Origin of the sequence: Achromobacter sp. UBA4530 (assembly GCF_002388205.1) — a bacterium.
GTDB lineage: Bacteria > Pseudomonadota > Gammaproteobacteria > Burkholderiales > Burkholderiaceae_B > Achromobacter > Achromobacter animicus.
On sequence record NZ_DGMA01000025.1, the window covers coordinates 347,929 to 359,858 of the forward strand.

11 protein-coding genes are annotated in these 11,930 nt (G+C 66.8%); 4 read left to right on the forward strand and 7 right to left on the reverse strand.

Translation table 11 applies throughout. The features are described 5' to 3' along the window. Position 1: 1 nt before the first annotated feature. Genes B2W22_RS18575 through B2W22_RS18585 form a run of 3 tightly spaced genes read left to right on the forward strand, consistent with a single transcriptional unit; the run spans position 2 to position 3,307 of the window. Positions 2-1,495, forward strand: coding sequence for an AMP-binding protein (locus B2W22_RS18575; protein WP_175122852.1), 1,494 nt, complete (start codon positions 2-4; stop codon positions 1,493-1,495). Then, on the forward strand, positions 1,492-2,166 hold the full coding sequence (locus B2W22_RS18580; RefSeq protein ID WP_175122853.1) for an alginate O-acetyltransferase AlgF: 675 nt from the start codon (positions 1,492-1,494) through the stop codon (positions 2,164-2,166). Before B2W22_RS18575 ends, B2W22_RS18580 begins: the two co-directional genes overlap by 4 nt. A gap of 10 nt (positions 2,167-2,176) precedes the next feature. Next, complete coding sequence (locus tag B2W22_RS18585; protein WP_175122854.1) at positions 2,177-3,307, forward strand: acyl-CoA dehydrogenase family protein; 1,131 nt, start codon at positions 2,177-2,179, stop codon at positions 3,305-3,307. A 64-nt stretch (positions 3,308-3,371) separates the two neighbouring features. On the opposite strand, the gene B2W22_RS18590 is transcribed toward B2W22_RS18585, so the two are convergent. From B2W22_RS18590 to B2W22_RS18610, 5 genes are all read right to left on the reverse strand, one after another. Then, positions 3,372-4,373 (reverse strand): DUF4434 domain-containing protein, encoded by a 1,002-nt coding sequence (locus B2W22_RS18590; protein ID WP_175123343.1) that lies wholly within the window; start codon positions 4,371-4,373, stop codon positions 3,372-3,374. 3 nt (positions 4,374-4,376) lie between these two features. Next, a complete protein-coding gene (locus B2W22_RS18595) occupies positions 4,377-4,790 on the reverse strand; it encodes a YidB family protein (RefSeq protein WP_175122855.1) in 414 nt (137 codons plus the stop codon). 141 nt (positions 4,791-4,931) lie between these two features. Next, positions 4,932-6,176 (reverse strand): lytic murein transglycosylase, encoded by a 1,245-nt coding sequence (locus B2W22_RS18600; protein WP_414631986.1) that lies wholly within the window; start codon positions 6,174-6,176, stop codon positions 4,932-4,934. A 5-nt stretch (positions 6,177-6,181) separates the two neighbouring features. Further along, on the reverse strand, positions 6,182-6,898 hold the full coding sequence (locus B2W22_RS18605) for an MOSC domain-containing protein (RefSeq protein WP_175122857.1): 717 nt from the start codon (positions 6,896-6,898) through the stop codon (positions 6,182-6,184). A gap of 15 nt (positions 6,899-6,913) precedes the next feature. Next, the gene (locus B2W22_RS18610) at positions 6,914-7,738 is read right to left on the reverse strand and encodes a ferritin-like domain-containing protein (RefSeq protein WP_175122858.1); all 825 of its coding nucleotides are present in this window, start codon (positions 7,736-7,738) and stop codon (positions 6,914-6,916) included. Between the two features lie 96 nt (positions 7,739-7,834). Here B2W22_RS18610 and B2W22_RS18615 point away from each other — a divergent pair, with 96 nt between their 5' ends. Continuing rightward, positions 7,835-8,968, forward strand: coding sequence for a GNAT family N-acetyltransferase (locus B2W22_RS18615; RefSeq protein ID WP_175122859.1), 1,134 nt, complete (start codon positions 7,835-7,837; stop codon positions 8,966-8,968). A 27-nt stretch (positions 8,969-8,995) separates the two neighbouring features. Here B2W22_RS18615 and B2W22_RS18620 read toward each other — a convergent pair whose 3' ends face one another. After that, positions 8,996-9,466 (reverse strand): DUF1854 domain-containing protein, encoded by a 471-nt coding sequence (locus B2W22_RS18620; RefSeq protein ID WP_175122860.1) that lies wholly within the window; start codon positions 9,464-9,466, stop codon positions 8,996-8,998. A 21-nt stretch (positions 9,467-9,487) separates the two neighbouring features. Then, positions 9,488-11,773, reverse strand: a complete 2,286-nt coding sequence (locus B2W22_RS18625; RefSeq protein WP_175122861.1) for an ABC transporter ATP-binding protein — start codon at positions 11,771-11,773, stop codon at positions 9,488-9,490. Between the last annotated feature and the right edge of the window lie 157 nt (positions 11,774-11,930).

Here is an 11,930-nt window from a genome sequence, read left to right on the forward strand (position 1 = left end):
CATGCGCTTCGACTTCACCACATTCGATTTCGCGGACACGCAGACTGACGCCGACGCGATCGCGGTCGTGGACGCGCGCGGGGCCACGTCGTGGCGCGCGCTGCGTGCCGCCACCGAGGCCTGGGTACAGGAAGCGCGGGACGCGGGCGCGCGACCCGATACGCCGCTGGTGATTTCCGGCCACAAGGAGACGGCGTTTCTGGTGGCGATACTGGGCTGCCTGCGGTTGGGCGTGCCCTTCGTGCCGGTGGATGTCATCAACCCGCCCGAACGCATTGCACGCATCGGCGAGCTGGTGCGCGCGGATCTGCGCTACGACGCGCAGGCCGCGCAATTCGTTTCCACGGGCGGTAAGGCCGTGCCGCTGGAAGAGAAAAGTCTGGCCTACATCATGTTCACGTCGGGCAGCACCGGCGATCCGAAAGGCGTGCAGATCGGCCGCGAAAGCATCGGCCTCTTTGCCGGATGGATCCGCGACTGCCTCGCGCTGGGCGCGGCGCCGGTCTTCATGGACCAGATGCTGTTCAGCTTCGACTTTTCGCTGTTCAACTGGGTGGGCGCGCTGACGCTGGGCGGCACCTGCGTGCTGTGCCCGCGCGAGACCATCGCGCAGCGCGACGCCTTTGTGCAGTATCTGGCCTGCAGCCGCATCAGCGTCTGGGCCTCCACGCCCTCGTTCGTGCGGCAGCAATTGTTCAACCCTGAGTTCAACCACGCCCACCTGCCCGATCTGCGCGTCTTCGTGTTCGGTGCCGAATCGCTGACGCCCGCATTGGCCGAGGAACTGTGGCAGCGCTTTCCGCAGGTGCGCATCGTCAACTCCTACGGCCCGACCGAAGCGACGTGCTCGACCACCTGGGTTGAGATCGACCCGGCGTTGCGCGCGGCGGCGCCCAATCCATTTCCCATTGGCCGCGCCAAGCCCTATGCCGGGGTCTTCATCGAAAACGGCGAGATCAGCATCGCGGGCGACCACGTCATGCGCGGCTACCTGAACCGCCCCGACCTGAACGCCACGCGCATGTTCACGCGCCACGGCAAGCGCGGGTATCGCAGCGGCGACCTGGGCGAGATCGACGCGCAGGGACTCGTCACCTTCCGCGGCCGCATCGACGATCAGATAAAGCTGCATGGGTACCGCATCGAACTGGCGGAGATCGACGCGGCCATCGCCGCCCTGCCTGGCGTGCGTGCCGGCGCCACGGTGGCGCTGCGGCGGCCCGATGGCGCTATCGTCAGGCTGATCGGCTTTGTCGAACCCGCCGCAAACGGCCAGCGTACGCACTCCCCTGCCGTCGGCCTGCAACCGCTGCCCGCTGATCTGACAGACTGGAAGGTCACGCTGGGCCGGCGTTTGCCGCCGTACATGATTCCGTCAGAACTGGTGGCGTGCCCGCACTTTCCCACGACCAGCACGGACAAGGCGGACCGCAAGCAGCTCGAACGCCTGTATCTTGAAACGCGCCTCAGCAAGAAACCGGAGCCGCAAACATGACTCGCACAACCTTTCGTCTCGCCCTCGCCCTGACGCTGGCGGCCTGCTCCGCCAGCGCCGCCGCCGAAGGCGTGCTGGCGCAACTGTATGCCGCCCGCCCGCCGGCGGGTTCCTCGTTCGTGCGGGTGGTCAATCCGCACGTGAACCCGCTGCAGGCGCAGGTCGCTCAAGGGCCGGTCCAGGAGATCGGACCGGACCGGCAGGCCACCACCTACGCCATCGTGAAGGGCAATCAGCCCTTCGACGTGCGCATCGACGGCAAGCTTGCCGGCACGCTGCAGGTGGCGCCCGACACGTTCAGCACGCTGGTGCCGCGGCGTGACGGCGGCAGGCTGTCGTTCAGCGTCATCGACGACAACGCCGGCGCGCAGGACGCGCTGAAGGCCGAGCTGCGCTTCTACAACCTGGCGACGGATTGCCCCGCCGGGCAGTTGTCCGTCAGTCCGTCCGGCCCGGTCCTGTTCAAGGACGTCGAGCCCGGCGCGTCCGCCGCGCGCGCGATCAACCCGGTCAGCGCGACGCTGGCCGCCGGCTGCGGCACGGCCGCGTCGCAGGCGCTGCCGCTGCCGGCCTTGCAGCCGGGCGACCACTACAGCCTGTTCCTGACCGGGACGCCCGAGGCCCCCGTGCTGCGTGGCCAGACCAGCGGCACGGACGCGTACAAGAAATAGGGAGGCCATCATGCGCCGCGTTTTCCGGGACGACCACGAACTCTTCCGCGACCAGGTCAAGCGCTTCATCGAGAGCGAGATCGCGCCCCGCTATGCCGAATGGGAAGACGCCGGCGTGACCCCGCGCGCGCTGTGGCGGCGGGCCGGCGACGAGGGGCTGCTCAATTGCGCGCTGCCGGATCCGTATGGCGCGGGCGGCGACTTCGGGCATTCGGCCGTGGTGATCGAGGAGCTGGCGCGCGCCAATTTCCTGGGCATCGGCTTTTCGATCCACTCCGACATGGTCGCGCCGTATCTGCTGAACGTCGGCACCGACGCGCAGAAACAGCGCTGGCTGCCCGACATGGCGCGCGGCGAGACCATCGGCGCCATCGCGCTGACCGAGCCGGATGCGGGCAGTGATCTGAAGGCCGTGCGCACGCGCGCGCGGCGCGATGGCGAACACTTCGTGCTCAATGGTCAGAAGACCTTCATCACCAACGGCGTGAACGCGGGCCTGGCCATCGTACTGGCCAGCACCGATCCCGATCTGGGTGCGCGCGGGCTGTCGCTGTTCTGCGTCGAGGAAAACCTGCCGGGTTACACGAAGGGCGCCCCCCTGCACAAGATCGGCCAGCACAGCCAGGACACCTGCGAACTGTTTTTCAACGACGTGCGCCTGCCCGCCGACTGCCTGCTGGGTCCGCTGAACAATGCGTTCGAGATCATGACGCGCGAGCTGGCGCGCGAACGACTGGCAATCGCGCTGCGCGCAGCGGCGTCGCAGGAGGGCATGCTGGACCAGGCGGCGCAGTACACGCGCGATCGCAAGGTGTTCGGGCGCCGCGTGATCGACTACCAGAACACGCGCTTCAAGCTGGCGAATGCGCGCGCGCAGAGCGCCATGCTGCGCGTCTTCCTGGACGATTGTCTGGCGCGCATGATGGAAGGCGAGCTGGACGCGACGACGGCAGCCATCGCCAAGCTGAATGCGACGGAGATGCAGGGGCGCATTCTGGACGATCTGCTGCAGCTTTACGGCGGCTACGGCTACATGGCGGAATACGGCATCGGCCGCGCGTGGGCCGACGCGCGGGCATTGCGCATCTTCGGCGGCACCAACGAGGTCATGCTGGAAATCATCGGCCGCAGCTTCAACTGACGCGGCGCGCCTGACGCCGCGCATTCCAGAGGCGCACTGCGGGGCCGCGCAGCCAAAGCGAACTTCAGAGCCGGGCGTCCATCCAGGCCTGCATCAGCGCGCGAGCCTCCGGCGTGTCGTCGATGACCCACGGGTCCAGCGCAAAGGCCACGATGCGCTTGGCGCCGTAGCCGCGCGCCACCTCCCACTGCTCACGCACCCGCTCAAAATCGGCGGACCGCGCCTTGAAGGTCGAGCCATCGGTGGCGCCCGACGGCAGTTCCTCGAACAGTTCCAGGATCAGGTCGAAAGACGCGTGGCGCGCCAGCAGCATGTCGTGCAGCGGTTCCAGCGCCCGCAGGTTCTCCAAGCCGGCCACGCCGACGCCGTCCTGGATCATGGGGTGTATGCCCACGTGGTCCAGAACATGGCTCCACAACTTCACCAATGATCCGTCGCCCGGCAGGCGGCTGTGATACGTCGAGATGCACGGCACGCTGCTGCTGGTCTCTTGCGCCTCGCGCGACAACGCGTCCAGCCATGGCACCAGCAGCGCCTGCCGATCGGCGGGCGCCCAGTTGTACTGTTCCAGCTCGTACGGCAGATACCATCCGCGAAACGCGCGGCGCTGATTCCAGCCGGACTCCCGCATGTACGCGGCGCCGCGTTCGCGCGTCTGGTCCAGAAAGGCGGCCAGCGCGGGCGTGTCGGCGCGGGCCAGCACGTCCCACCAGCGCTGGTCGTACGGCAGGCCCACGTGGATGCCAATGCCCTGGTGCGCGGCTTCGTCGAACAGGTTCGCAAGAAGCGCCCCGGGGGCCATCCAGTCGTCCGGCCGCCCGCCTTCCAGTCCGGTCCATTGCAGGAAGATCTCGCGGCAGCCCAGCCGCCGGAAGCTGCGCAGCCGCTGGCGCCAGTCTTCGGGCGTCAGGTCCGCGTGGCTGCGCCAGAGCTGCAGGAAGGTGGCGTTCAGGGAAAGCGGCGGCGAACATGCCGCCAGCGGCGCCAGGGCGCTTAACGCCAGCGCCTGAAAGAGGCGCCGGCGCAGGGGGGATTTGAGCTGCGGGGGTATCAGGGGACTGCCCAGCCTTTATCCGCGGTTGCCGAACATGCCGGACAGCGAGCCCAGCAGATCGGCGGGGTTGAATGGCTGGCCGGGCTGCACCGCGCCTTCCGGCGTGGCCTTGTCGACCAGTTGCGGCAGCAGGGCCGACAGCGAATCCAGCACCGAAGTGGTGTCCTGCCCCGTCTTGGCCGCCAGTTCGTTCACGACGCCGGGATCCAGCACGGAACCGAGCTGGTCAGGGCTGACGGGCAGATTCTGCCCCGTGCCCACCCAGGACGCCACCACTTCGCCCAGCCCGCCCTTCTGAAAGCTGGCGATCAGACCGGTCAGACCGCCCGGATACTTGTTCAGTTGCTCGATCAGCGCGGGCAGCAGCGAGGCCGAACCGCCCTGCTGACCACCGCCGGCCATCGAGGCCAAAGTGTCCAATAGACTCATTGCCGCGCTCCTGAAAAAGTCGGGAAATCAGTATAGGCCGATGAAAAGCGCGGTGTGCGGCAATGCTGTTGCCGCCCGCGACGACTTTGCAAAAGTTGTAAATCGCGCGGGCGGCTCATGCTTTTGGATAGGTCTTTCGGTTCATCCCTTCGGCGTGGCTGCCGACGTCCTGAGCGTCTTAAGTGCCTTCTGGCCGGCGCGTCCGTCTGGCGGCAGGCCGAGTTCGCGTTGGGCGGCCTGCAAGGCCTGGCGCGTGCGAGCGCCGATCATGCCGTCGGGCTCGCCCAGCTCATAGCCCCGCGCGATCAGCAGGCGCTGCAGTTCGCGCCTTTCGGCGCGCGACAGCCCGGGATCGTCCGTGGGCCAGGCCTGGGTCAGCGGGCCGCCGCCGCGCAGGCGGTCGGACAGATGCGCAATGGCCAGCGCATAGCTTTCGGCAGCGTTGTAGGAATACAGGGCATCGAAATTGCGCGTCACCAGAAACGCCGGACCGTTGCGGCCCGCCGGCAGCAGCAGACCCGCCGGCATATCGCCGCCTGGCAGCGCCTCTCCATCCACGCGCGTCACGCCCTGTTTCACCCACGACGACATGGGCCGCTTGTTCTTGCGGCCCGCGCCGGACGTGTCCAGTTTCGCGGGCAACCTGACCTCGTAGCCCCAGGCCAGCGCCGGGTTCCAGCCCGCGCGCTTCAGGAAATTCGCCGTGGATGCCAGCGCGTCCGGCACGCTGTCGACCGGATCGCGCCTGCCATCGCCGTCAAAGTCCACCGCCAGCCGCAGATAGGTCGACGGCATGAACTGCGTCTGGCCAAACGCGCCGGCCCACGAGCCAACCAGGCGCTCGGGCGCGATGTGTTCGTCCTGGATGATCTTCAGCGTGGAGAAGAATTCGCCCCGGAAATACGCCTGGCGCCGGCCATAGCACGACAGCGTCGACAAGGACGTCAACAGCGGCCGTCCGCCCAGCGTGCGGCCAAAGTTGCTTTCCACGCCCCACACCGCGGCAATCGTGGCCGGGTCCACGCCGTAACGCTGCGACGCCCGGTCCAGTTCGGCCTGCCACCGCGCCATGCCGGCCTTTCCATCTGCCACGCGCTCGTCGTCCACCAGGCCCGCCATGTAGTCCCAGATGGGCGTCTTGAACTCCGGCTGCGCGTCCAGCAGGTCGATCACCGCCATGTCGGGTGAGAGGTTTGCGGTGTGCGTGTCGAACGTCGCCGCCGACACGCCGGCCTTCAAGGCGGGCGCGCGCAACTGCGACAGGCAGGCGGCAAAATCGCCGGCGGCCAGCGCCGCCGGCGCCGGCACAATCAGCGCGGCGGTCGTGATCGCGGCGGCGGTCAACGCGCGAGTTACAGCAGTGTTTGACCGCGAGCGGCGCAACAGGGATTTCATGCTTGGGATTCCTTGGGAGGTGCGATGGCCGCATCGCCTTGCAGGCGCCGCGTCCAGTCTTCGACTTCGCCGGCGCGCGCGCGCTTTTCAAAGAGCGCGCGCCAGTTCGGCGACAGCTCGGGCAGCGCGGCCAGCGCGTGCAGCACGTCCGGGTCCAGCACGCGGCGGTTCAGGATGTCCTGCACCCGCGCCAGCGACCACTGCGGATGCAGCCGCTTTTGCAGCGTCAGCGAGTCGCCGGGCGCCAGCCAGCCGGTTTGCAGCACGCGGTAATACCAGCCCGTCATGCCGCTGGCCTGCACCTGCGCGGCCATGCCCTTGTGCTGGAAACGGTGATCCAGCTTCCAGCACGGCTGGCGCGCCTGCGACACCTGGATCAACGCGGTGCCCGCGCGATAGACGTCGCCCACGCACACGTCGCTTTCGGTCAGACCGGTGGTGGAAAGGTTTTCGCCGAACGCGCCGGGCGCGCGCAGCACCGCGCGTTCGCCCAGCGTCTGCAGCCAGGCGGGATAGTGGTCGCGCGCGTAGTGGTGCAGCGCCTTCTCCGGCCCGCCGTGAAAGCGCCGGTCCGCCTGCGCGTCGCCGTCCAGTCCTTCCAGACCGAGCCAGCGCCGCTCGGCGACCGGGTGCTTGTCGATGCCGCTGTCGCGCCCCGAATCGCCCAGCGGCCGCACGGCGCCCGTCAGCAGCGCGTCGATTGTGATGTCCATTTTCCCGTCGTCCATTCAGCCGGCCTGCAGCGCGGCAAGCTCGTCGTCGTCGAATCCGGCGGCGCGCCGCGCCTCCAGGTTGAAGGGGCCGCGCAGGCGCGGCGCCTGATAGCGCGCCGCCAGTTCGGCATAGCAGGCCACCGGCTCCTTGCCCGCCTGCGCGCACTGCTGCTTGTACCAATGGTTGCCGATGGCGACGTGGCCGATCTCGTCGCGCAGGATGATGTCGACGATGGCGGCGCTTTGCGCGTCCCCCGCGCCCGCCAGCTTGTTGCGGATCATCGGCGACGCATCCAGGCCGCGCGCTTCCAGCGTGCGCGGCACGAGGGCCAGGCGCGCCAGCAGGTCGTCCTGCGTGCGCTCGGCCATATCCCACAATCCGTTGTGCGCGGGGAAGTCGCCGTAGGCATAGCCCAACGTGTCCAGGCGCTGACGCAGCAGGTCGAAATGCAGCGCTTCTTCGCGCGCCACGCGCAGCCAGTCGCGGTAGAACGCCTCGGGCATGCCTGCGAACCGCCACATGATGTCCAGCGCAAGGTTCACGGCGTTGAATTCGATGTGGGCCAGCGCGTGCAGGAGCGCTGCCCTGCCTTCCGGCGTGGCCATGGACCGCTGTCTGACCTCGCCCGGCGCGACCAGTTCGGGCGTTGCGGGGCGGCCGGGCAGTCCCGCAACGGGCGCAAGAACGCGCTCGCAATCCAGCCGGGCGTCGTCGGCAATGGCGCGCACGCGCGCCAGCTTGTCGGGCCATGCCGTGGCGGCAAGCGCCGCCAGCGCCTGCTCGCGCATGCCGTGCGCATCGTCATCCTGCCCGCCGGGGGCAGTCTTGCTGCTGTCCATATTGCCGTCGTTCCCGGGCGCCGCGTGGACGCCTCAAATCCCTGTCGTTGCCATGGCTTGCACGCCATGCGCTGCCGAAGACTTTATCATTCGCGGATGGATCCCCTGCGCCTTACCTTGGAAACCGATCTGTCCCGCATCGACGCCCGGCAATGGGACGCGCTGGCCGGAGACCAACCCTTTCTGCGGCACGCCTTTCTGCTTGCCCTGCACGACACGGGCTGCGCGTCGCGACAGACGGGTTGGGCGCCGCATTTCATGGCGCTGTGGCGCGACGACGTGCTGGCAGGCGCGGTGCCGCTTTACCTGAAGTCGCATTCGCGCGGCGAGTACGTGTTCGATTACGCGTGGGCCGACGCCTTCCAGCGGCACGGCATGCGCTACTACCCCAAGCTGTTGTCGGCCATTCCGTTCACGCCGGTCACCGGCCCGCGGCTGCTGGCCGCCAACGACGAAGACCGCGCAACGCTGGTGCGCGGCCTGGTCGCGTTTGCCGAAGAGGTCAACGTGTCGTCGTTGCACCTGCTGTTTCCGGCCGACGCAGACGTGCGCGCGCTGCGCGAGGCGGGCTTCATGATCCGCGAGAGCGTGCAGTTCCACTGGACCAACGCGGGCTACGCCGACTTCGACACGTTCCTGGCCACCATGAGCCATGACAAGCGCAAGAAGATCCGCCAGGACCGCAAGAAGGTCGCCGCCGCAGGCCTCACCTTCCGCTGGCTGCGCGGCGCCGAGATCGGCGCGGAGGAACTGGAATTCTTCTACGGCTGCTATTGCCGCACTTACTTCGACCACGGCAACCCGCCCTATCTGAGCCGCGAGTTCTTCGAACAGGCATACCGCGACCAGCCCGATGCCTTCGTGTTGATCCTGGCCGAACGCGACGGCGTGCCGGTCGCGTCGGCGCTCAACCTGGCGGGCGGCGACGCGTTATATGGCCGGTATTGGGGCGCGACGGAATACGTACCGGGGCTGCACTTCGAGACCTGCTACATGCAGTCCATCGCCTATTGCATCGCGCATGGCATTGCGCGCTTCGAGGGCGGCGCGCAGGGCGAACACAAGATGGCGCGCGGCCTGCTGCCCACGCCGACGTGGTCAGCGCACTGGGTGGCGCACCCGGGGTTCGCCGAGGCGATCCAGAATTTCCTGGATGAGGAAACCGCCGCGGTGACGGACTATCTGGGGGAACTGGAATCGCACACGCCGTTCAAGGGGCGGGGTGTCTGACACCGGCGTTGTACGACCGCCTTGCCGTCAGAGAAAGCGGTCCAGCAGCTTGCGGCTGTGCTTATCCAGCGACTGGATGTCGCGCACCAGATAGAAGATGCCGTGGTTGTCGGCAATAAGCAGCGTCTGGGCGGACAGGCGGCGGATGTCTTCTTCGCCGCGTAGCGTGAACGACGTTGGACCGCGGTCGGTATCCACCTTCCAAACGCTGGGCGTGGCGTAGGTGGACACGCTGGACAGCTTGCGGATTTCGGGCATGAACTCGCGGCTGGCGAGTTCTTCTTCGATCAGCGCACGCGGCTCGGCGGGGACGTCGGACAGATGTTCGATCCACAGCAGCTCGTGCCCGTCGCTGGTCACCAGCGACAGTCCGCGCCCGGCCTCGCTGATCGGGAAGGCGCGCACCGGGATGACACCTTCATGCGATTCGCCGTCGGCCGACTGGAACTCCAGGCGGCCGAAGGCGTTGCGGCGCAATTGAAAGAACGGCAAGGTCATGGCGAGAGTTCCGTTTCCGCGTCAGGCCACGGCGGCCATGTCTTCGCTGCCCGACGCCTGCGCGTCGGCTTCCGCCTGGCGCGCCTGCGCCTGATACAGGCGATAGTAGGCGCCCTCGCGGGCCATCAGTTCTTCGTGCGGCCCCTGCTCCACGATCTGGCCGCGGTCCAGGACCACCAGCCGGTCGGCCTTGCGCAGGGTGCTCAGGCGGTGCGCAATCGCAATGGTGGTGCGGCCGCGGACCAGGTTGTCCAGCGCCTTCTGAATTTCTTTCTCGGTCGTGGTGTCCACCGACGACGTCGCTTCATCAAGAATCAGGATGCGCGGGTCGATCAACAGGGCGCGCGCAATCGAGATGCGCTGGCGTTCGCCGCCGGACAAGGCCTGGCCGCGCTCGCCCACCAGCGAGTCGTAGCCGTGCGGCAGGCGCAGGATGAATTCGTGCGCATGCGCGGCGCGCGCCGCAGCCACGATCTCGTCGCGAGTGGCGTCCGGCCTGCCGTAAGCAATGTTCTCGGCAATGGTGCCAAAGAACAGGAACGGTTCCTGCAGCACCAGCCCGATATTGCGCCGGTAGTCGGCCACGCGGACCGAACGGATGTCCGCGCCATCCACCATCACGGCGCCTTCGGATACGTCGTAGAAACGGCAGATCAGGTTGATCAGCGTGCTCTTGCCCGAACCGCTGTGGCCCACGAGCCCGATCATTTCGCCCGGGGCGATCGTCAGATTCAACCCGCGGATGACCTGGCGGTTGCCGTAGCGAAAGCCCACGTCGCGCAGCTCGATGCGGCCGTTGATATGCGGCAGCTTGGCGGGGTTTTGGGGTTCCGGCACGCTGGACACGTGGTCCAGGATGTCGAAGATGCGCTTGGCGCCGGCCGCGGCCTTTTGCGTGACCGACACGATACGGCTCATGGAATCCAGGCGCATGTAGAAGCGCCCGATATACGCCAGGAACGCAGCCAGCACACCCACGGTGATCTGCTTTTGCGACACCTGCCAGATGCCGAAGATCCACACCACCAACAGGCCAACTTCAGTCAGCAGCGTGACCGTCGGCGAAAACAACGACCACGTCGTGTTGACGCGATCGTTCACTTCCAGGTTGCGGTTGTTGGCTTCGCGGAAACGCGCGACCTCGCGCTTTTCCTGCGCAAATGCCTTGACCACGCGGATGCCGGGAATGGTGTCGGCCAGCACGTTCGTGATCTCGGACCAGATGCGGTCGACCTTTTCGAAGCCGTGCCGCAAGCGGTCGCGCACCGCGTGGATCATCCAGATGATGAACGGCAGCGGCACCAGCGTGACCAGCGCAAGCCACGGATTGATGCTGATCAGAATGACCGCCGTCATGGCGATCATCAGAATGTCGGTGGCGAAGTCCAGCAGGTGCAGCGACAGGAATACGCAGATGCGGTCGGTTTCGCTACCAATGCGCGAAATCAGATCGCCGGTGCGCTTGCCGCCGAAATACTCAAGCGACAGTTGCTGCAGGTGCGCGTAAGTGGTGGTGCGCAGATCCGCGCCGATGCGTTCGCTGACCCACGCCAGAATATACGTGCGCGCCCAACCCAGCCCCCACGCCAGAATGGCCGATCCCAACAGGCCACCCAGATAAAGCCGCACGAGGCTGTAATCAATGGGCGCGCCGTTCTGGAACGGAATCAGCACATCGTCCATCAGCGGCATCGTCAGGTACGGCGGCACCAGCGTGGCCGCGGTGCCGAGCAATGTCAGCAGAAACCCGGCAAACAGCGGGCCGCGGTAGGGCCGCGCAAAACGCCACAGCCGCAAGAGCGCCCAGGTGGTCGACGGCGCGGCCTGTTCCTGATTGCAAGTCGGGCATTCTTCCTCGCCCGCGGGAATGACGTTATTACAGATCGTGCAGGTGCGTTCTTCCAGGGCTTCGGCCGGCTTGCCCGACAGACGAATCGACTGCTGCGTCTCAAACTGGGCCAACAGCCGCAGCGCCGCGGGATTGCAAGCCAGCGTGAATCGCCAGACGCCCAGACGGCCGGTGTCGTCGTGCAGCTCCAGCACGGCGGCGCCGGCATGATCGCTGAGGGATAGCTTCAATTGAGGGCCGTATGGCCAGGATTCCCAACCGGAATCGTCGGGAAGGCGGGCGATCAGCCGTTTATCGGTCACGGCGACCAGACCCGGCTGGAATTTCAAACGCTGATCGAGGTCTATTTCAACCCAGGCCAGAAGGGTTTCGTCATCCGCCACTTCGGTGCGGATTTCATCCCGCCAGCGGGCAGGAAATGCGTCGGCAAGGCCGGAAAGCAGGTGTGGTTTTTTCATTGGAACGCATACCGGGCCAGGACTCTGCCCTACTAGGCGGCAACCGGTTTGACGCCATCGGCGGCAAACGTGTCCCTTCCTTACAACACAACGAGTTCACGCCATGAAGGCGTCGTATAGTATCAGCCGATTTTTCTAATTAGGAACATCTGGGATC

Coding starts and splice junctions, on each gene's coding strand:
- B2W22_RS18575 (WP_175122852.1), top strand. CDS start 2: ATGCGCTTCGACTTCACCACATTCGATTTCGCGGACACGCAGACTGAC.
- B2W22_RS18580 (WP_175122853.1), top strand. CDS start 1,492: ATGACTCGCACAACCTTTCGTCTCGCCCTCGCCCTGACGCTGGCGGCC.
- B2W22_RS18585 (WP_175122854.1), top strand. CDS start 2,177: ATGCGCCGCGTTTTCCGGGACGACCACGAACTCTTCCGCGACCAGGTC.
- B2W22_RS18595 (WP_175122855.1), bottom strand. CDS start 4,790: ATGAGTCTATTGGACACTTTGGCCTCGATGGCCGGCGGTGGTCAGCAG.
- B2W22_RS18605 (WP_175122857.1), bottom strand. CDS start 6,898: ATGGACATCACAATCGACGCGCTGCTGACGGGCGCCGTGCGGCCGCTG.
- B2W22_RS18610 (WP_175122858.1), bottom strand. CDS start 7,738: ATGGACAGCAGCAAGACTGCCCCCGGCGGGCAGGATGACGATGCGCAC.
- B2W22_RS18615 (WP_175122859.1), top strand. CDS start 7,835: ATGGATCCCCTGCGCCTTACCTTGGAAACCGATCTGTCCCGCATCGAC.
- B2W22_RS18620 (WP_175122860.1), bottom strand. CDS start 9,466: ATGACCTTGCCGTTCTTTCAATTGCGCCGCAACGCCTTCGGCCGCCTG.
- B2W22_RS18625 (WP_175122861.1), bottom strand. CDS start 11,773: ATGAAAAAACCACACCTGCTTTCCGGCCTTGCCGACGCATTTCCTGCC.